Raw genomic sequence first — 19,147 nt, 5'->3', positions numbered from 1 at the left:
CCGCTTCGGCCCGTCTCAACGAGGAGACGGCGCGGCAGAGCGACCGAACAGGACCCCCTCGACGATTCGAAAGTCCACCCATCCCGAACCCTCCCGACCACGAACCGCCTGCAGCAATTCGCGCACCAGGCAGATTGCTGAGCGCAGACGGCCATGCCGAGACGAGGTCTATCGATGAGCAGTCACTCATCCGTGAAATCCGTGAAACTGGACAGCCCGAAGGTCACGACGCAGTATTCCGGCCCCACGGAGAATCGCATGGGCCCGGCATCGGTCGAGATCTCGTTGAGGTGGGGCGACGTGGATTCGTACGGTCACGTGAACAACTGCGAGATCGTGCGAATCATCGAAGAAGCACGCATGAGATGGCTCATGTCGACCGGGGCCTTCGACGGTGAGACCGCGGTGGTCGCCGCGCACGAGATCGGATATCTGCGACCGCTCGAGTACTCGCTGGACCCGGTCAGCGTCGAGGTGTGGACATCGAATATCAGACGGTCCAGTTTCGAGTTCAACTTCCGAATACTCGACGACTCGAAACAGGTGAGCGTCAAGGCGGTGAGCCGGATGGTGATGTTCGACCTCACCAAACAGGAGAGCTACCTCATCCGCCCACCTCTGCGAAAGCATCTCGACGATTTCTGCGGGGATCGCCTGTAACCCTGCTCGCCTCCAGGAACCCGTAGGCCAATTCATTACGACAGGAGTTTTCAATGCAGCTCGACGCGGATCGACTGTCCGCCCTCGGTGAGTACTTCGACCGGCAGGTCGACGACGGGAAGATGCCGGGTTGGTCGTGCCTGGTCTCCCAGCACGGGGAGGTCAGGTACGCGGCGGCCGGCGGCATGGCCAACATCGCCGACAGCAGCCCGATGAAGACGGACAGCGTCTTCCGGGCGTGGTCGCTGAGCAAGGCGATGACCTCGGTGGCCTTCATGACGCTCGTCGAGAAGGGCCTGGTCGGGCTGAACGACCCGGTCTCCGACTACCTCCCGTCCTACGCGGACCTGCGCGTCTACCGCTCCGGAATGGCCGAAGCCCCCATCACCGAGGGCCTGTTGGAGCCCATGCGGATCTGGCATCTGCTGACCCACACCTCGGGTCTGGGATACGGCTCCCACCAGTCCCATGCGGTGGACACGATGTATTCGGGCGCCGGCTACGCGCTGGGCGTCCCGGCCGGTGTCGGCCTCGCCGGGGCAACGGAGGCCTGGGGGTCGTTCCCCCTGCGGTTCCAGCCGGGTTCGGCCTGGAACTACGGGGTCAGCACGGACGTCCTGGGACGGATCATCGAGGTGATCTCGGGGAAGCGCCTCGACGCCTATATGAGGGAGTCCCTCTTCGAGCCGCTGGATCTCAAGGACACCGCGTTTCATGTGGATCCGAACCAAGCGCACCGCTATGCGGAGATCTACACCCCCGCGGGCGAGAGCGGCGGACTGAACCCGCTCGGACTTCCCGTCGACACCGAGGTCCCGGTCTTCCTCTCGGGCGGGGGCGGCATCTACACCTCGGCAGAGGATTACATCAAGTTCCTCGGCATGCTCGTGAACGGCGGCCGCATCGGGTCCACGTCCGAATTCGTGATCTCGCCCATGACCGTCGAGTCGATGCGCAGCAATCACCTGCCGGGCAACGTCACGCTGGGATCGGGTTACGGCCACTGGCCCGTGCCCGCCATCAACGAGGTGATGAAGTCCGTTGGCTTCGGGCTCGGCTTCATGACCATGCTGTCGCCCGGAGACAGCCACATTCTGACGCGTGCGGGCGAGTATGCGTGGCTGTCGGCAAGCAGCACCAACTTCTTTGTCGACCCATCGTCGGGCGTGGCCGCGCTCATCGTCCCGCAGCTCTTCCCGTCGCGCACCCTCCCCATCATGAACCGGCTGCGCCAATTCGTTTACCAGTCGTACCGGTGACGGTCCGAAAGCCGCTGCCGCCCGGCAGCAGAGCCCCCGAGAAACCGCAATCCCCCCAAGTAACCCCAATCCCCCCTCAGTAACCGCAATCAAGAAAGGCTGGGGAAATTCCCTTGTCGAATGTAGCCACCAAAGCGCCGCCGAGCCCCGTGCGCTCGGCATTCAGCTCGCTCGGACAGGCGACATTGCTGATCGCCGCGGCGTTGACGACGGTCGACGCCTTCATCGTCAACGTGGCCCTGCCCTCGATCCAGGATTCCTTCGGCGTCTCCGCGTCGACGTCGCAGTTCGTGGTGAGCTGCTACGGCATCACCTACGCCGTCCTGCTGGTGCTGGGCGGCAGGTTCGGTGACCGATTCGGGCGCCGCCGGCTCATCCAGATCGGCATCGCCGGATTCACGATCGCCTCGCTGATCTGCGGATTCGCGCCGAACATCGAGATGCTGGTCGCTGCTCGCGTCCTGCAGGGAGCGGCCGCGGCGCTGCTGCTGCCACAAGTGCTGTCCACGATCCAGGCCGCCTTGGAGGAGCCTGCCAAGACGCGTGCCATCAGCTACTACGGCGCGATCGGCGGCCTGTCGGCGGCAGTAGGACAACTCCTCGGCGGCATGTTCGTGTGGGCGAACATCGCCGACCTCGGATGGCGGCCGATCTTCCTGGTGAACGTACCGCTGGGCCTTCTGGCCATGATCGGCACGCGGCTCTGGGTGCCCGAGACCAAGGCGACCCAGCCGCAGGGAGCGGACCTCGGCGGCACCGCGCTGTTCGGCACCGCCGTCCTCGCCCTGCTGATTCCGCTGAGCGTCGGACGACAGACGCACTGGCCGCTGTGGACCTGGGCGCTGTTCGTGGTCTCCGCCGTGGTCGCCGTCGTGCTGTGGCGCTACGAGCGCAAGGTGGAGACCTCGGGTGTCGTCCCGCTGATCGCTCCCTCGTTGCTCACGAAGGGCATCATGCAGCGCGGTCTGCTCGTACTGGGCAGCGGCTTCCTCGCCTTCGGCGGTTTCATCTTCGTCTTCGCGCTGGCCGTCCAGGGCGGCAACGGGATGAGCGCCTTCGAATCCGGCCTGTCCATGGCACCGATGGCGGTCGGTCAGTTCCTCGCGGCCCTGCGGGCGCCGAAGCTGATCGGCAACGTCGGGGTGCGCACCCTCCAGATCGGTGGTGTCCTGCAGGCGGCCGGTCTGGTCGGCCTGATCGTGCCCGCCCTGCTGTGGTGGCCGCACCTGCACTTCTACCACCTCATGGTCGGCATGTTCCTGATCGGTGCCGGCAACGGGCTGTTCGTCCCGACGGTCTACCGCACCGTGCTGTCCTCGATTCCGCCGAACCAGATCGGCGCCGGCAGCGGCATCGTGACGACGACTCAGCAGACCACGCTCGCACTCGGCGTCGCACTGCTGGGCGCGGTCTTCGTCGGGGTCTCCGGCCACAGCCACATGCGCCTCGGCTTCATCGTCGTAGCGGCGGTCTTCCTGGCCGTGGCGGCCATGTTCGCGCTGTTCGGCAAGTTCATGCAGGAGAAGAGCACCCAGTGAACGGAGGGCGGCACACATGCTGATCAACAGCCTTTACCTGAACGGCTGCACGGTCTCGTATCCCGACAAGCGGATCCCGGTCTCCGACGCCCTGTCGCAGGGACTGGTGCGCGACTTCGACGAGACCATAGGAAACCCCGACGTACCGGTCTTCGACAGCCGACAGCCGGTCGCCGACCTGGCGGTCGACGCGCTGCGAGGAGCCCTGAAGTCGGCCGAGACGGACGCGTCGGACGTGGGCCTCCTGCTCCACTGCAGTTGGTGGCACCAGGGCTTCGACATCTGGAGCGCGGCGCACTACGTCGCGCACCAGACCGGTGCCCTCGGCTCCTTGCCTGTCAACATCTCGCAGGGATGCAACGCTCCGATCGCGGCGCTCGAACTCGTCGGCCGGTCCATGCTGTCCGACGCATCGATCACGGCGGCCGCCGTGACGGTCTCGGACGCGATGCTGGCACCGCAGGTCGACCGCTGGAACCTCAACTACGGCTGCGTCCACGGCGATGCGGGGACCGCGATGCTCGTCACGCGTGAGCCGGCCGCGAGCAACTCCTTCAGGATCATTTCCCTGGCGAGCAGCGCGGCTCCGGAACTCGAGGAGATGAATCGCTTCGGATACGACCCGACGCCCGGCCCCGCGCTGCGGGAGGGCGGCAAGGTCGACCTGAAGGCCGCCAAGAAGGCGTACCTGACGGAATACGGCATCGAGCGCTTCGCGCAGCGTTCGCGGGAATCCCTGACGGGCTGCGTCCGACAGGCCCTTGACGACGCGGGCCTGTCGGGAAGCGAGGAGCGCATTCGGGCGGTTGCCGTCCCGCGGCTCAGCGGAAAGATCTTCGAGACCGTCTATCGTCCGCAACTCGCGCCGTTCTTCGGCGCCGAGAAACTGCTGTGGCACGGCGGACGGACCGCCCATCTCGGGGTCGCCGATGTGGGCGCGAACATCGCGGACATCTACGAAGAGCAGGATCTGCGGCCCGGCGACGTGTGTGTGATCGTCAATGCCGGCGGCGGATACACCTGGTCCTGCCTGGTGTTGGAGCTGGTGTGCTAGACGTATTGATCGTCGGTGCGGGACCGACGGGGCTGACGGCCGGGTGCATTCTTGCCCGGCGAGGCCTCTCGGTCCGCATCGTGCGAAAGCATCCTCCGTTCACGGGCCATTCGCGGGCTTCGGTGATCTGGCCGAGGGCCCTGGAAATCCTGGATTCGTTCGGCGTCACCGAAATTCTCGAATCGATCGGCAGCCGTGTCACCCGAGTCGGCTACTACTCGTCGGGCAGCTCCATCGGCCGCTTCGAGATCGATCGCCTGACGGACACCAGGTTCGGTTACGCGCTCGGCATCTCGCAGCACGAGACCGAGGCCGTGCTGGAGGAGGCCTTCCTGACGGCCGGCGGCGACATCGGCGACGCGGAAGTCGTCGGACTGGAACAGGACGCCCGGCAGGTGTCCGTCCACATCCGCTCGGGCGGGCACGACTCGACCGTGTCGGCCCGCCTGCTGATCGGCGCCGACGGAGCGAACAGTGCGGTTCGTGAGCTGCTCGGCATCGCGATGAACGACGTGGGCCCGAGGGTCTCCTTCAGGATCGCCGACGCCGTGATCAGCGGGCTGCCCGAGGACCAGGCCAGCTACTGCTGGACGCCCGGCGGCGGCATGGCCATCGGACCGCACGATCGGCACGCGTACCGTCTCGCGCACCGGCTCACCCCGGACGCCCCGGACCCGTCGCCGGAGTCCTTCCAGCGGTTGCTGACCGAGCGCGGTCCGCAGGCACACCGCGGGGTCGTGCAGGAACTGATATCCACCGCGGACTTCCAGGCGCGATTCGCCATTGCGGAGCGTTTCGGCGTCGGCCGCAGCTGTCTGGCCGGCGATGCCGCGCACGTAATGGCACCGGCCGGCGGCCAGGGAATGAATTCAGGAATCCTTGACGCCGCCGCACTTTCCTGGCGTATTATGGAATCACACCGGAATGGCGCGGCGGAAAACAAACTGCCGGAGAATATGCTTCCGGATTACGATGCAGAGCGCCAGGGCGTGATCAGGAAGATCATGGCGACTGCCATTGAGCACGCCCGTGACGGCGGACTGCGCTCGGATTCTGAAATCACCGAGCGGGATCGACGGTACCGCGACATGTGGACCGACTCCGCACTGCATGTGGATCGAGTGGCCAGGCTGAGCCAGCTGAATCTCGATCCGGCACGTACCGGTGCCGAGCACATTCCCTTCTGAGCCCCACGGAATTCGACTTTCCCGAGTCGGGCCAGTTTTCGAAGAAATCCACTGAAACGGATGAGGACATGACTGCTGTAATTACTGATGACGTTGTCCGCAACGCCACGCTGGACATCATCGTCGACGAGCTCGAGCTGGACATCGAGCCGGACGAGGTCGATGTGCACGCCGACCTGATCGACGTCTACGGTGCCGACTCCCTCGGTCTGATCCAGGTGCTGGCCCGGGTGAACAAGCAGCTGTCGATCCGGGTCCCCCGAGAACTCGCCGTCGACCTGCGCACCGTGGACCTCCTGGTCCAGCAGATCGTCCGGATACGCGACGCCAAGGACGGCGGCCAGTGACCCGCGCCCGCCGCCGGGTCGTGGTGACCGGCATGGGATGTGTGAGCAGTATCGGCACCGGGGTCGAGGACTTCACCGAGGGCGTCAAGGCTGGCCGCAGCGGTGTCTCGGAGGTCAAGGCCTTCGACAGCAGCGACTTTCCGGCCCATCTGGGCGGCGAGGTCCAGGACTTCGACCCCGCCTCGATCGTCCGCGTCATCGACGTGGCCGACTGGGGACGCACGGCCCACTTCGCGGCCGCCGCGGCCCGCCTGGCGGTGGAGGACGCCGGGATCGAGTTCGACGAGGCCACCCGCGCGACGACGGGGGCGATCATCGGCACCACCAACGGTGAGGCACCCTCGGTCGACACCCTGACCCAGCAGTGGCTGGACGGCGGCCCCAGCACGATCTCCGCCGACGTGGTCCGCAAGATCCCCGCGGGAAACATCGCCGCGGCCGTGTCGGTGGAGCTGGACCTGCACGGCGAGACCGTGGTCATCCCGACGGCCTGCTCCGCCGCCAACTACGCCATCGGCAGCGCGGCCGACAAGATCATCGCCGGTGAGTCCGACGTGATGGTGGCCGGCGGCGCCGACAGCGTGAACCGGTTCACGCACGCCGGGTTCCTCAGCCTCGGCGCGGTGGCCGACGGGGTTCCCCGGCCGTTCGACCGGGACCGCACGGGCATCGTCACCGCCGAGGGCGGCGCGGTCCTGGTCCTGGAGGAACTCGAGCACGCCCGGCGGCGCGGCGCGCACATCTACGCCGAGCTGCTCGGCTACGGGCTCAGCTGCGACGCCCACCACATCGTGCACCCGGACGCGGAGAGCATCGCCGAGTGCATCCGCAAGGCACACGCCAACTCGGGCATCGACGCCGGCGAGGTCGACTACGTCTGCGCCCACGGCACGGGCACGCCGACCAACGACATCACCGAAGTCACCGCCACCCGGCTGGTGTTCGGCGACGAGCATCCACCGATGAGCTCCATCAAGTCGATGCTGGGCCACACGATGGGCGCGGCCAGCGGGTTCGGCGCGATCGCGTGCTGCAAGGCGATCGAGGAGTCCTTCCTGCCGCCCACCATCAACCTGCGCACCGTGGACCCGGCGTTCGGGGACGGCATCGACTTCGTCGGCTCGGGCGCCCGTACCACCGAGGTACGGGTGGCGCAGAACCACGGCTTCGCGTTCGGCGGCAACAACGCCATCACCATATTCGGCGCCTATTCCGACCGTGAGCCGGTCGGCGCGGGAGGGGAGCGGCGATGACCTCGTCCGAGGAACTCCAGATCTCTGATGTGTCCGTGCTGTCCGCGGCCGGCGTCGGCCTGGACGCCCTGCGCGAGCGGCTGCGTGAGCCGGCCGCGGCCGGCACGGCACCGGGCGGCGAGCCGTCGGCCGCCGACGCCGACCACTACGTGGGCCTGCCCGGCCGGGTGGCGGCCGTGCCGGACTTCAAGATCACCGACTACGTCCCCCGGAAGGGAACGAAGAACCTCGACCGCACGACGGCGCTGGGCCTGGCGGCCAGCACGCTGCTCAAGCGCGACCTGAGCGCGCGGGCGGACATCTCCGACGCGTCCTGGGAGTCCACCGGGATCGCCATGGGCACCGTCGTCGGCAGCCTCCGCAGCAGCGTCGACCTGGACGTCGACATCATCGAGGGCAAGGGGATCGACCTGATCAACCCCGCGGTCTTCCCCAACACCACGATGAACTGCTGCGCCAGTCAGATCGCGATCTGGCACCGGCTGCGCGGACCGAACTCCACCCTGGCCAACGGAACCGTCAGCGCGCTGTCCGCACTGCGCTACGCCGCCCGGCTCATCCGCTGCGGTCACGCCCGGCGGATGCTCGTGGGCGGCGTGGAAGAGCTGTCGCCCCACACGGCATGGGGGACCCGGCTGAAGAAGGACGTACAGGAGTCCGTCGTCATCGGGGAGGGCGCGGCGATGGTCGCGCTCGAGCCCGCGGGGCCGGACGCACCGCCCGCCCTGGCCACGGTGACGGCCTGCGAGGTGATGTTCGCGCCGCCGCGCACGCAGGCCGGGTACGCCGAGGCGCTGCGCCGCGCGGTCGCCCGCGCGCTGGAGTCCTGCGCGGCCGCCGGTGTCGACGTACGGCTGGTCCTGCCCGGGGCCGTCGGAACGGTCCTCGAGCAGAGCGAGGAGTCGGCTCTCGAGCAGTTCGACGTCGAGCGGGTGGACGTACGGACGGCGGTCGGTGAGTGCGGCGGCGCCCTGGGTGCCATGCAACTGGCCGCCGCGGTCGCGCTGGGGCGGCCGGGCACCGGCGTACTGATCACCGGGATCGACGACTCCGGAGCCGTGGCGGCGGCGGTGCTCACCATCGGCGGGCGGTCATGAGCGCCACGACGGACGCCCGAGTGCGCCGGGACCTGGTCCACCGCGCCAACGACCAGGAAGTTCTCGTCTCCCCGCCCTGGCGACAGGGCGGGGGCGAGTACGGCAGCACCACGGTCACCACCGGCATCAGCCCGTACTACCGCGACCACCCCGGTTCGCACTGGCTGGACGCGCTGCTGCTGATCGAGGCCTGCCGGCAGGCGGCGCTCAGCGCGGCGCACGAGTTCGCGGGCCTCTCGCGCGACATCGCCTTCTTCTTCAACTCGATCGACATGGAGATCACCGATCCCGCCGCCCTGGCGGGCGTGGACGGCGAGTTGACGATCGTGACGGCGTTCGAGCAGCTCAGGCTGCGCAGCGACGGGACGCCGAAGCAGATCGCGTACACGCAGCGCGGCACCGACGGCTCGGGCCGGACGGTGGTGCGTACGTCGATGGCGGTGCAGGGCGTGCCCAAGGGCCGCTACCAGGAGCTGCGGGCGTATCAGCGCGACGGCTTGGTCCCGCCGACCACGGCGGGTCTGCGGCCCGAGGCCGGCCGGCGGGCCGGGCTGAGCACACCGCAGAGCGTGGCCCGGACGCAGACCGCCAATGTGGCGCTCGCCCGGCTGCGGGCCGGAGCGGACGGCGTCAGCGCGGCCCTGGCCCCCGACTTCGCGAACGCGAGCCTGTTCGACCACGACTACGACCACTACCCGGCGATGGTGCTCATCGAGGCCGGCCGCCAGCTGGCGCTGGCCGGCAGCCGGCGGCCCGCCGAGCACGTCGTGACCGCGGTGCGCGCGACGTTCGAGCACTTCGCCGAACTCGACCGGGAGACCCGGATCGTGGCGAGCCACGACGAGCGCTGGGTCGACGTGGAGTGCGCGCAGGACGGTCTGGTCGTGACCCGGATGTCGTTCGGGCTGGCCCCGGCCGGCCCGGACGCCGGGGAGGTGCCGTGAGGCACGCGATCTGGACCGACTTCCGGGGCGTGCTCACCCCGCCGCTGCGGGAGGGGCTGCGCACCTACTGCGAGGGCAAGGAGTTCACGCCCGAGCAGCTCGGCCGGTGCCTGCGGGCGATCGCCGACCGGCACGGCCGCCCGGACGGGATGGCCGTGCTGGACTCCGGGGTCCTCACCGAGCGGGAGTGGACGGCGGAGATCGAGCAGGAGCTGTCCGCCCGGTTCGGGCTCGACGCCGACCTGTCCGGCCTCGGCCCCGAGTGGTGGAGCGACCGCAGGATCGACACCAAGTGGCTTGCCGCGCTGCGGACTTGGCGGGAGGCGGGCGCCTTCGTCGGGATGATCTCCAACCTTCCCCCGGACTGGCGGGAGTACTTCGCGGACTTCCGGTCCTGGGACGACCTGTTCGACGAGGTCCTGCTGTCCTGCGACATCGGCGTCCGCAAGCCCGACGCCGCGATGTTCCGCCTGGCCGAGACCCGGTCCGGCCTCCCGCCCGAGTCCAACGTCCTCGTCGACGACCTGGACGACAACGTCGCCGGCGCGCGGCGGGCGGGCTGGGTCGGGGTGGTCGGCGGCGGCGATTCCACCTGGGCCGCCGTCGAGCGGATCGATTCGATCGTGCGCGTCGGCGCACCACACCACGTCATGCGCGTCGGCGCACCTCACCAAGGAGCAGAACGATGACCAGTCGATCGGTGTTCGTCACCGGAGCCAGCCGCGGCATCGGGGCGGCGATCGCGAGTGAATTGAACAAGCAGGGCTATCGCGTGGTGGGGACCGCCCGCACCACGAAGCCGGAGGTCGAGGGCGTCTCCTTCGTCGAGTGCGACGTGCGCGATCCGCAGTCGGTGAGCACGGCGGTCGAGCAGGCGCGGGAGATCCTCGGCGAGATCGACATCGTCGTCAACTGCGCCGGGATCATGAACGACGGGCCGCTGCTCACCCAGACCCACGAGGGCGTCCAGGACGTGCTCGACACCAACCTCAGCGGCTCCATCAACGTGGCCCGGGAGACCGTGTCGGACATGATGGCGAACAAGTGGGGGCGCCTGGTCTTCGTCTCCTCGATCGTGGCGCTGTGGGGCTCGCCCGGCCAGGTCAACTACGCGGCCTCGAAGAGCGGCCTGATCGGCCTTGCCCGCTCGCTGGCCTGGGAGCTCGGGCGCGCCGGGATCACGTCCAACGTGGTGCTGCCGGGCCTGATCGAGACCGACATGATCGCCGACCTGTCGAAGCGGCGGCGCGAGGAGATCCTCTCCCAGACGGCACTGCGCCGGGTCGGCCGGCCGGAGGAGGTGGCCGCGCTGATCGCCTTCCTGGTGTCCGACGAGGCCGGCTTCATCACCGGCTCGTCCATCCCGATCGGCGGCGGCGTCGGCATGGGCGTGTGACCCATGACTGCCGTACGCCATCCCCTCTCCGATGCCGCTCGACGGCTGCCGCTGGTGGCTGTGGACGACGTCCGGGAGAGCGACGGGGGCTTCGTCGGCCGCAAGAGGATCGTCGCCGACGACCCCTATCTGGCCGGCCACTTCCCCGACCTGACGGTGTACCCCGGGGTGTTCCTGGTCGAGAGCCTGCAGCAGATGCTCGAGCTGCACATCGACGGGGCCCTCGGCGGCATCGAACTGGTGGAGCTCGGCTCGGTCCGCTTCAGCCGACCGGCCCTCGCCGGCGACGAGTTGGTCTTCGAGACGGCGGTCAGCGGTGACCGCGCATCTCTGGTCACCAGGACGACCTGCAGCATCGACGGGCAGCGCTGCGCCCGCATCACCGCGACGTGGAGGTGCCGGACATGACGACATCAACCGTGCCGGACACGACGACGCCGTCGACTGTGCCGGACACGACCGCACCCTCAACCGTGCCGGACAGGACGACGCCGTCGGCCGTGCCGGCCACGGCCCACCCCGACCCCGGTGACCTGCTGCCCTACGGCTACCCCGCGCTCCAGATCGACCGGATCGTCCAGCACACGCCGGGTGCGCTCATGGCCACGAAGGCCGTGACCTATCACGAGCTGGACAGCCACTTGGGTCGCTCCAGGCCGGGCGAGTTCCCCACCAGTCTTCTGCTGGAGTCGTTCCTGCAGGCCTGCGGGCTGCTCATCGTCCTCGAATCCGACGGGGCCGACCGCCAGCTGCTGATCTTCGGGTCGGCGCGCGGAGTGCGGGTGACCGGCGCGGTGTACGCGGGCGAACTCCTCGAGCACTCCGTCGAGTTGATCGACCGGGACGAGGAGACGGCCACGTTCAACGGCGTGGCGCGGGCCGGGGACGGCCGCGTCGTCCTGGAGGTGGAGCGAGCCATCACCCTGCTGCGCCCCGCCGACTCGCTCGCGGGCCCGCAGCGCGGGGACTGACATGTCGGAGACACCCAAGATTCGGAGATATCCAAGATGGGGGATTCGGTGGGGTACCACTACGTCGTGACCGCCCCGGGACAGGGAGTCCAGCGGCCGGGGATGCTCGACCCCTGGCTGGACGGGGTTTCCGGGGCACCCGCACTGGTCGACGACTGGTCGCAGGCCGTCGGCTTCGACCTGGTCGAGGCCAGTCGTGACGAGACGCTGCTGGCGGACACCGCCTTCGCACAGCCGCTGATCGTCGCCGTGTCCGTGCTCGCGCACCGCCTGTTGCGCAGCAGGCTCGGGCCGGCCGCCGGCGACGTGCTGTTCGCGGGGCACTCGGTCGGTGAACTGGCCGCCGCGGCCGGCGCCGGCTACCTCAGTCCCGAGGCCGCGGTCGCCCTGGCCCGGGTGCGGGGCGCGGCGATGTCCGCGGCGTGCGCGGTGGCGCGGACCGGCATGGCGGCGGTGATGCCGACCAGGCGGGACGGCGCGCCGGACGAGGACATCGGCACCGCGGTCACCGCGGCCGGCCTGGCCGTGGCCAACTTCAACGGCAGCCACCAGTTCGTGGCGGCGGGGCCGTTGGACCGTATCGAGGCCCTCGCCGATGCGCCGCCGCCGGGGGTACGGGTCGCCCGGCTGTCCGTCGCGGGCGCCTTCCACACCGAGGCCATGGCGCCGGCGGTGGAACCGTTCGCCCGCGCGGTACAGGCGGTCACCATCACCGAGCCTGCCTCGGCGATGGTGGGCAACGAGGACGGCGCGCCACTGGCTGGCCCGGACGACCTGCGGCGTCGGCTGATCACCCAGATCACCTCGCCGGTCCGGTGGGACCTCTGCGTGGCGGCGATCGCCCGCCACGCGCCGGACGCCCTGCACATCGAGTTGGCTCCGGCGGGGCCGCTCACCCGGCTCCTGCAGCGTTCCCACCCGGGCGCGCGCGCCGTCGCGGTGGCCACCCCGGAGGACATCGACCGTGTGGTCGCCGAGGCCGCGGCGAGCGGGCGGCCCGCGGTGGAGAGCCGGTTGGCGGTCGCCCGATGACGGCGACCGCCCCCGTAGGTCCCGGCCGCGCGGGGCCTGCCGGGGCCGCCAGGATCACGCCCGAGGAGACAAGAGGGGGACGAAATGCTTAGCGGCGTCGAGGAGTTGGTGGCCCTCAAGCAGGTGATCGCCGAGGGAGCGGATGCCGCCGCCACCCAACGGCAGCGCGACAAGGGCAAGCTGACCGTGCGGGAGCGCATCGACCAGCTGCTCGACCCGGGCTCCTTCCAGGAGGTCGAGCCGCTGCGCCGGCACCGCGCGACCGGGTTCGGCCTGGAACGCCGCAAACCCCACACCGACGGGGTGGTCACCGGCTGGGGCACGGTGGAGGGCCGCACGGTCTTCGTCTACGCGCACGACTTCCGCATCTTCGGCGGCGCGCTGGGCGAGGCGCACGCCGAGAAGATCCACAAGATCATGGACATGGCCATCGCGGCCGGTGCGCCGCTGGTGTCGCTGAACGACGGCGCGGGCGCCCGCATCCAGGAGGGCGTCACCGCCCTGGCCGGCTACGGCGGCATCTTCACCCGCAACACCAAGGCGTCCGGTGTCATCCCGCAGATCAGCGTGATGCTCGGTCCGTGCGCGGGCGGCGCCGCGTACTCGCCCGCCCTCACCGACTTCGTCTTCATGGTCCGCGAGACGTCGCAGATGTTCATCACGGGTCCTGACGTGGTCAAGGCGGTGACCGGCGAGGAGATCAGCCAGAACGGCCTGGGCGGCGCGGACGTCCACGCGGAGACGTCGGGCGTGTGCCACTTCGCCTACGACGACGAGGAGACCTGCATCGCGGAGGTCCGCTACCTCATCTCCCTCCTTCCGCAGAACAACCGCGAGACGCCCCCGGCAGAGGCGACCGGGGACCCGGCCGACCGCCGCTGCGAGGAACTCCTCGACCTGGTCCCCGCCGACGGCAACCGCCCGTACGACATGCGCGCGGTGATCAGGTCGATCGTCGACGACGGCGAACACCTGGAGGTCCACGAGCGCTGGGCCACCAACGTCATCGTCACCCTGGCCCGCATGGACGGCCAGGTCGTGGGCATCGTGGCCAACCAGCCGCAGTCGCTTGCGGGCGTCCTGGACATCGAGGCCTCCGAGAAGGCGGCCCGCTTCGTCCAGATGTGCGACGCCTTCAACATTCCCCTGGTGACACTGCTCGACGTCCCCGGCTTCCTCCCCGGTGTCGACCAGGAGCACGGCGGCATCATCCGGCACGGCGCGAAGCTGCTGTACGCGTACTGCAACGCCACCGTCCCCCGCATCCAGCTGATCCTGCGCAAGGCCTACGGCGGCGCCTACATCGTCATGGACTCCCGCTCCGTGGGCGCCGACCTGTCCTACGCCTGGCCCACCAACGAGATCGCGGTGATGGGCGCCGAGGGCGCGGCCAACGTCATCTTCCGCCGCCAGATCGCCGCGGCCGAGGACCCCGACGCGATGCGGGCCCGCATGGTCAAGGAGTACAAGGCCGAGCTGATGCACCCGTACTACGCGGCCGAACGGGGCCTGGTCGACGACGTGATCGACCCCGCCGAGACCCGCCGGATCCTGATCAGGTCCCTGGCCATGCTGCGCACCAAGCACGCCGAACTGCCGTCCCGCAAGCACGGCAACCCGCCCCAGTGAACTCGCCACGACCTGAACGGAGTTGACCCCATGACCACCGTCATCGACCCTGCCGCCCCGTCCCCCCTGGTCCGCGTCGAACGCGGCCACGTCACCGACGACGAACTCGCCGCGCTCACCGTGGTGCTGCTCTCCCGGGCGACCGCGCAGGACGCCGACGCCCCCGCCACCCAGGGCGCCCCCCGGTGGGACCGCCCCGAGCGGCACGCCCCCTACCGCTTCCCCGGCAGCTGGCGCCGCAGCCCGGGGACCAGAGGCTGACAGGGAGGGGACGAGGAGGGGACGAGGAGACGGAGAGGGACATGGACATGGACGGCATGCACAGCTCCGAATCGACACAGTCACGGGTGGAGGCGGCGCCCTCTGAGCGGCCCTGGCCGACGCGTGTGCTGCTGGCAGGGGAGGAGGAGCGGGGCGATGAGCCGCACATCCACCGAGGGATCGACTGAGCGGTGGGAGGGGAAGGGCCGGATGAGCGTCATGCGCAAGGTGTTGATCGCCAACCGCGGGGAGATCGCGGTCCGGGTCGCCCGGGCCTGCCGGGACGCCAGGATCAACAGCGTGGCGGTGTACGCCGACCCCGACCGGGACGCCGTTCACGTCCGGGCCGCCGATGAGGCGTACGCCCTGGGCGGCGACACCCCCACCACCAGCTATCTCGACCAGAACAAGGTCCTGGCCGCGGCCCGCGAGTCCGGAGCGGACGCGATCCATCCGGGCTACGGCTTCCTGTCGGAGAACGCCGACTTCGCGCAGGCCGTGCTCGACGCGGGCCTGGTCTGGATCGGCCCGCCGCCGCAGGCCATCCGTGACCTGGGTGACAAGGTCGCCGCCCGGCACATCGCCCAGCGCGCCGGCGCCCCGCTGGTCGCGGGCACGCCGGACCCGGTCTCCGGCGCGGACGAGGTCGTCGCGTTCGCCGAGGAGCACGGGCTGCCGATCGCGATCAAGGCCGCCTTCGGCGGCGGCGGCCGGGGCCTCAAGGTCGCCCGTACCCTGGAGGAAATCCCCGAACTCTACGACTCCGCCATACGCGAGGCCGTCGCCGCCTTCGGACGCGGCGAGTGCTTCGTGGAGCGCTATCTGGACAAGCCGCGGCACGTGGAGACCCAGTGCCTGGCCGACCAGCACGGCAACGTCGTCGTCGTGTCGACCCGTGACTGCTCGTTGCAGCGCCGGCACCAGAAGCTGGTCGAGGAGGCCCCGGCGCCCTTCCTCTCCGACGAGCAGGTCGCCGAGCTGTACTCCGCCTCCAAGGCGATTCTGCGCGAGGCCGGGTACGTCGGCGCCGGCACCTGCGAGTTCCTCGTCGGCCAGGACGGCACGATCTCCTTCCTGGAGGTCAACACCCGCCTCCAGGTGGAACATCCGGTCACCGAGGAGGTCGCCGGCATCGACCTGGTCCGTGAGATGTTCCGCATCGCCGACGGCGAGGAACTCGGCTACGGCGACCCCGAACTGCGCGGCCACTCCTTCGAGTTCCGCATCAACGGCGAGGACCCGGGCCGGGGCTTCCTGCCCGCCCCCGGGACCGTCACCCGGTGGCACCCTCCGACCGGGCCGGGCGTGCGCCTGGACGCCGGCGTGGAGTCCGGCAGCGTGATCGGCCCGGCCTGGGACTCCCTGCTCGCCAAGCTGATCGTCACCGGCGCCACCCGCGAGCAGGCCATCGAACGGGCCCGCCGCGCGCTCGCCGAGTTCGAGGTCGAGGGCATGGCGACCGCGATCCCCTTCCACCGGGCGGTGGTCGAGGACCCGGCGTTCGCCCCCGAACTGACCGGCTCCGCCGAGCCGTTCACGGTCCACACCCGATGGATCGAGACCGAGTTCCACAACACCATCCCCGCGTTCGACGCCGCGACGGGCGGAGACGAGGAGCCGGCCGGCCGCGAGACCGCGGTGGTCGAGGTCGGCGGCCGGCGCATCGAGGTCTCCGTCCCGGCGTCGTTGGGCCTGTCCCGCGCGCGCACGGCGGCGGGCGGAACGCGCCAGATCAAACGCCGCTCCGGCACCCGCAAGGCCCAGTCCGCCGTCTCCGGCGACACCTTGGCGTCGCCGATGCAGGGCACGATCACCAAGGTCGCGGCCGAAGAGGGTGCGACGGTCGCGGTGGGCGACCTCGTCGTCGTGCTGGAGGCGATGAAGATGGAGCAGCCCATCAACGCCCACAAGGCCGGCACGATCGTCGGCCTGGAAGCCCGGGTCGGCGCGAGTCTCACCGCGAACGCGGCAATCTGCGCCATCAGGGGATGAAGCGTTGAACATCCACCGGCACGAACCCGACCGAGCACCTGTGTTTCCCGTGTCCCCTGCGTCCCCTGCGTCCCCTGGAACCGGGTTGATGGCGTCCCTGCTCCCGCCGCAGGTGGTGGCCATGGAGTCGTTCGGGGAGTGGGAGGGGGACTGGAGAAGGGCGCTGTTTCCCGTCGAGGCGCGGGTCGTGGACAAGGCGATGGACAAGCGTCGGCGGGAGTTCGCGGGTGTAAGGGTGCTTGCCCGGCGGTCATTGCGAGTCCTGGGGGTGTCGCCGGTGCCCTTGGTGCCGGGTGCGCGGGGTGAACCGGGGTGGCCGCCGGGCGTCGTAGGGGCGATGACGCACTGCACTGGATACCGGGCGGCGGCGGCTGCCCGCGCGGAAGCGGGCGTGGCCGCGGTGGGGATCGACGCCGAGCCGCATGCCCGGCTGTCGGCGGAGGCACTGGAGATGGTGGCGGGCCCCAGTGAGCACGACCACTTGAAGCTGCTCTCGGAGCGATGGCCGGAGGTGTCCTGGGGGTGCCTGTTGTTCTCCGCGAAGGAGGCGGTCTTCAAGGCGTGGTATCCGCTGGCCCGCTGCGAACTAGGCTTCCTCGAGGCCGAAGTGGAGTTGTGGGCGGACCACGACCGCGCCGGGGGTTTCAATGCTGCCGTGTCGCGGCCCGGGCCGTTCACGGCGGTGTCGGGGCGGTGGCGTATCGCCCGGGGAGTCGTCGCGACCGCGGTCACGGTGGACGCGACGGCGTGATCACCACAGTGACGCCGGCTCTCGGAACAACATCAACAACTCTGGCCGAAGCCGCAAACGGAACGGTCCTGTCTCGGAAGGTTGAAGCAATGCGTCTTGCCGATGGTCCCCACGTGGAGTGCGAGATCGAGATCGCCGCTCCACCGGAGCGGGTGTGGGGGCTGGTGTCGGACATCGCCACCTCGGCCCGGCACAGCCCCGAACTGCAGGAAGTGGAGTGGCTGGACGGGGCCGAGGGACCGGCCGTCGGCGCGTACTTCTCCGGCCGCAACCGCAATGCCGGGCTCGGGGAGTGGCACACCGTCAGCCGCGTCGCAGCACTGGAGGAGCAGCGCACCTTCCGGTGGGAGGTTGTCTACTACAACGACCGCAGCCACGGCGAACCGCTGGCCTTCTGGGCATACACGCTGGAGCCGGTCGCGGACGGGACCGGTACGCGCCTGCAGCACGGCATGCGGCTCGGCACCGCCCGCGGCCCGCTGCAGGACTTCGTCGAGAAGTACCCGGAGCAGGAGGAACAGATCATCGACGGCCGACTGGCCCGACTGCGCACCGGCATCGAGACGACGCTGGCCGGCGTTAAGGCGGAGGCTGAGGCGTAACCGACGCATGGGGCCCGACCGGCCGTGGCGTCGCGCTCGTCATGCACGCGGCACCACGGCCGAGTCGCGGCCTTCCTCCTCGCGTGCGAGCCAGAATTCATGATCGGGTGACCGCCTTGCCGCCAACACCGTTGCGTTTGAGTGTTGAGTCGCAGGTCAAGCCCTGGTGAATGCCGCAACGGGACGTCCTGAGAGATCAGCTTGTGTCGAGCAAGAAGATCATCGGGAGTCCCGCTGCTGGACAAGCCCACGGCTCGCCGCGGTTCGGCCCGGCGAGTTGGATCAGCAGCATGCCGTGCCCACCAGCGTACTTGGGGCTTCCCCGGACCTTCCCGACGACGTTGTCCTCGGCGTCGGCTCCTCCTCCCCTTCCCGGAACTCGCCCGGTCCCTGCGCTCGGCCGACCGCGCGGCCACCACCGCCCACGCCTTCCACCAGGCGACGGCGATGGTGCGCGAGGCGTCGTCGCTCTTGGGCCGTCTGGGCACTCGTGAGCGCCTATGGTTCGACCACGTCACTGGCGGGGTGCTGGGCCGAATGTGTCTGCGGGCGTCGGAGCCCGTCTCCCAGTTGAGCGAGACTGTTGGCGTAGCGGGCTCGCCCGGTCAGGCAGCCTGCCCCCGCAGTCCCTGACCGGCGGCACGTTCGAGGACGCGCCGGCCGGGGAGATCCGCGAGAACCATGCCTCTTCCCGGGGCGCCTACGGCGCCCCGCGCGTGCACGCCGCCCTGCGGCGAGGCGGCCATACGGTCAACAGGAAGAGGGTCGAGCGGATCATGCGCGAGAGTGACATCCGAGGCGTCACCCGCCGCAGGTGCCGCCACCTGACCAAGCAGGACACCAAGGCCGCCCCTGCCCCGGACCTGGTCGGCCGTGACTTCACCGCGAAGCGGCCCGGCACGAAGCTCGTCGGCGACATCACCTATCTCGTGCGCCGTGAGGCGCTTTGTCGTATCCCCTATGCAGTAGGGAGGAACTTGGAGGAACGTTCTTAGGTCGCCCGGCTTACCCGGACGCGAAAGCGCGAAGGGGACCAGAGCATGCCGGGGAAGCGGTGACCGTCCGGAGGTGTCCAGGGCGGGGTGTCGCAAGACCTGCGCGATATGGCCAAGGCTTGATTGCTTGAAGTCCAATCTCCAGCGGCGTAAGTGATCGCCCGTCGGAATGACGCTTG

General features: G+C 69.6%; 20 protein-coding genes. All 20 read left to right on the top strand.

The genetic code is table 11. The features are described 5' to 3' along the window. Positions 1-201 precede the first annotated feature (201 nt). The 20 genes from OG819_RS26885 (at position 202) to OG819_RS26790 (ending at position 18,968) form a co-directional block, all read left to right on the top strand. Complete coding sequence (locus tag OG819_RS26885) at positions 202-660, top strand: acyl-CoA thioesterase (protein WP_180293068.1); 459 nt, start codon at positions 202-204, stop codon at positions 658-660. A 53-nt stretch (positions 661-713) separates the two neighbouring features. Beyond that, the gene (locus OG819_RS26880; protein WP_099923619.1) at positions 714-1,919 is read left to right on the top strand and encodes a serine hydrolase domain-containing protein; all 1,206 of its coding nucleotides are present in this window, start codon (positions 714-716) and stop codon (positions 1,917-1,919) included. Positions 1,920-2,032: 113 nt separating this feature from the next. Then, positions 2,033-3,457 (top strand): MFS transporter, encoded by a 1,425-nt coding sequence (locus OG819_RS26875; protein ID WP_266651364.1) that lies wholly within the window; start codon positions 2,033-2,035, stop codon positions 3,455-3,457. A gap of 16 nt (positions 3,458-3,473) precedes the next feature. Continuing rightward, complete coding sequence (locus OG819_RS26870) at positions 3,474-4,511, top strand: ketoacyl-ACP synthase III family protein (protein ID WP_099923617.1); 1,038 nt, start codon at positions 3,474-3,476, stop codon at positions 4,509-4,511. Beyond that, positions 4,505-5,698, top strand: coding sequence for an FAD-dependent monooxygenase (locus tag OG819_RS26865; protein WP_266651363.1), 1,194 nt, complete (start codon positions 4,505-4,507; stop codon positions 5,696-5,698). Before OG819_RS26870 ends, OG819_RS26865 begins: the two co-directional genes overlap by 7 nt. Before the next feature lie 68 nt (positions 5,699-5,766). Next, positions 5,767-6,045, top strand: coding sequence for an acyl carrier protein (locus OG819_RS26860; RefSeq protein ID WP_266651362.1), 279 nt, complete (start codon positions 5,767-5,769; stop codon positions 6,043-6,045). Further along, the gene (locus tag OG819_RS26855; RefSeq protein WP_266651361.1) at positions 6,042-7,298 is read left to right on the top strand and encodes a beta-ketoacyl-[acyl-carrier-protein] synthase family protein; all 1,257 of its coding nucleotides are present in this window, start codon (positions 6,042-6,044) and stop codon (positions 7,296-7,298) included. Before OG819_RS26860 ends, OG819_RS26855 begins: the two co-directional genes overlap by 4 nt. After that, positions 7,295-8,395, top strand: coding sequence for a beta-ketoacyl synthase N-terminal-like domain-containing protein (locus OG819_RS26850; protein ID WP_266651360.1), 1,101 nt, complete (start codon positions 7,295-7,297; stop codon positions 8,393-8,395). Before OG819_RS26855 ends, OG819_RS26850 begins: the two co-directional genes overlap by 4 nt. After that, positions 8,392-9,339 (top strand): AfsA-related hotdog domain-containing protein, encoded by a 948-nt coding sequence (locus OG819_RS26845; protein WP_099923612.1) that lies wholly within the window; start codon positions 8,392-8,394, stop codon positions 9,337-9,339. Before OG819_RS26850 ends, OG819_RS26845 begins: the two co-directional genes overlap by 4 nt. Then, on the top strand, positions 9,336-10,028 hold the full coding sequence (locus OG819_RS26840) for an HAD-IA family hydrolase (protein WP_266651359.1): 693 nt from the start codon (positions 9,336-9,338) through the stop codon (positions 10,026-10,028). Before OG819_RS26845 ends, OG819_RS26840 begins: the two co-directional genes overlap by 4 nt. Further along, positions 10,025-10,735 carry an SDR family oxidoreductase gene (locus tag OG819_RS26835; protein WP_099923610.1) on the top strand — a complete coding sequence of 237 codons (711 nt, stop codon included), beginning with the start codon at positions 10,025-10,027 and terminating at the stop codon, positions 10,733-10,735. The genes OG819_RS26840 and OG819_RS26835 overlap by 4 nt, the downstream gene beginning before the upstream one ends. Positions 10,736-10,738: 3 nt before the next feature. Next, positions 10,739-11,143 (top strand): hypothetical protein, encoded by a 405-nt coding sequence (locus OG819_RS26830; RefSeq protein WP_266651358.1) that lies wholly within the window; start codon positions 10,739-10,741, stop codon positions 11,141-11,143. Continuing rightward, entirely contained in the window at positions 11,140-11,706 is a 567-nt protein-coding gene (locus OG819_RS26825; protein WP_266651357.1) for a hypothetical protein, read from the top strand. Before OG819_RS26830 ends, OG819_RS26825 begins: the two co-directional genes overlap by 4 nt. A gap of 66 nt (positions 11,707-11,772) precedes the next feature. Further along, on the top strand, positions 11,773-12,738 hold the full coding sequence (locus OG819_RS26820; protein WP_266651356.1) for an ACP S-malonyltransferase: 966 nt from the start codon (positions 11,773-11,775) through the stop codon (positions 12,736-12,738). Positions 12,739-12,822: 84 nt separating this feature from the next. Beyond that, complete coding sequence (locus OG819_RS26815) at positions 12,823-14,367, top strand: acyl-CoA carboxylase subunit beta (protein ID WP_266651355.1); 1,545 nt, start codon at positions 12,823-12,825, stop codon at positions 14,365-14,367. A gap of 30 nt (positions 14,368-14,397) precedes the next feature. Beyond that, positions 14,398-14,628 (top strand): acyl-CoA carboxylase subunit epsilon, encoded by a 231-nt coding sequence (locus OG819_RS26810; RefSeq protein WP_099923604.1) that lies wholly within the window; start codon positions 14,398-14,400, stop codon positions 14,626-14,628. A 219-nt stretch (positions 14,629-14,847) separates the two neighbouring features. Continuing rightward, on the top strand, positions 14,848-16,620 hold the full coding sequence (locus OG819_RS26805; RefSeq protein ID WP_266652859.1) for a biotin carboxylase N-terminal domain-containing protein: 1,773 nt from the start codon (positions 14,848-14,850) through the stop codon (positions 16,618-16,620). Positions 16,621-16,708: 88 nt separating this feature from the next. Next, complete coding sequence (locus tag OG819_RS26800) at positions 16,709-17,371, top strand: 4'-phosphopantetheinyl transferase (protein ID WP_099923603.1); 663 nt, start codon at positions 16,709-16,711, stop codon at positions 17,369-17,371. 89 nt (positions 17,372-17,460) lie between these two features. Next, complete coding sequence (locus OG819_RS26795; protein WP_266651354.1) at positions 17,461-17,973, top strand: SRPBCC family protein; 513 nt, start codon at positions 17,461-17,463, stop codon at positions 17,971-17,973. Between the two features lie 539 nt (positions 17,974-18,512). Next, entirely contained in the window at positions 18,513-18,968 is a 456-nt protein-coding gene (locus OG819_RS26790) for an IS3 family transposase (protein WP_266651353.1), read from the top strand. The last annotated feature ends 179 nt before the right edge of the window (positions 18,969-19,147 follow it).

This window comes from Streptomyces sp. NBC_01549 (genome assembly GCF_026339955.1).
Lineage (GTDB): Bacteria > Actinomycetota > Actinomycetes > Streptomycetales > Streptomycetaceae > Streptomyces.
The sequence above is the reverse complement of the archived record's forward strand: the minus strand, read 5'-3'. Positions and strand labels throughout refer to the sequence as shown.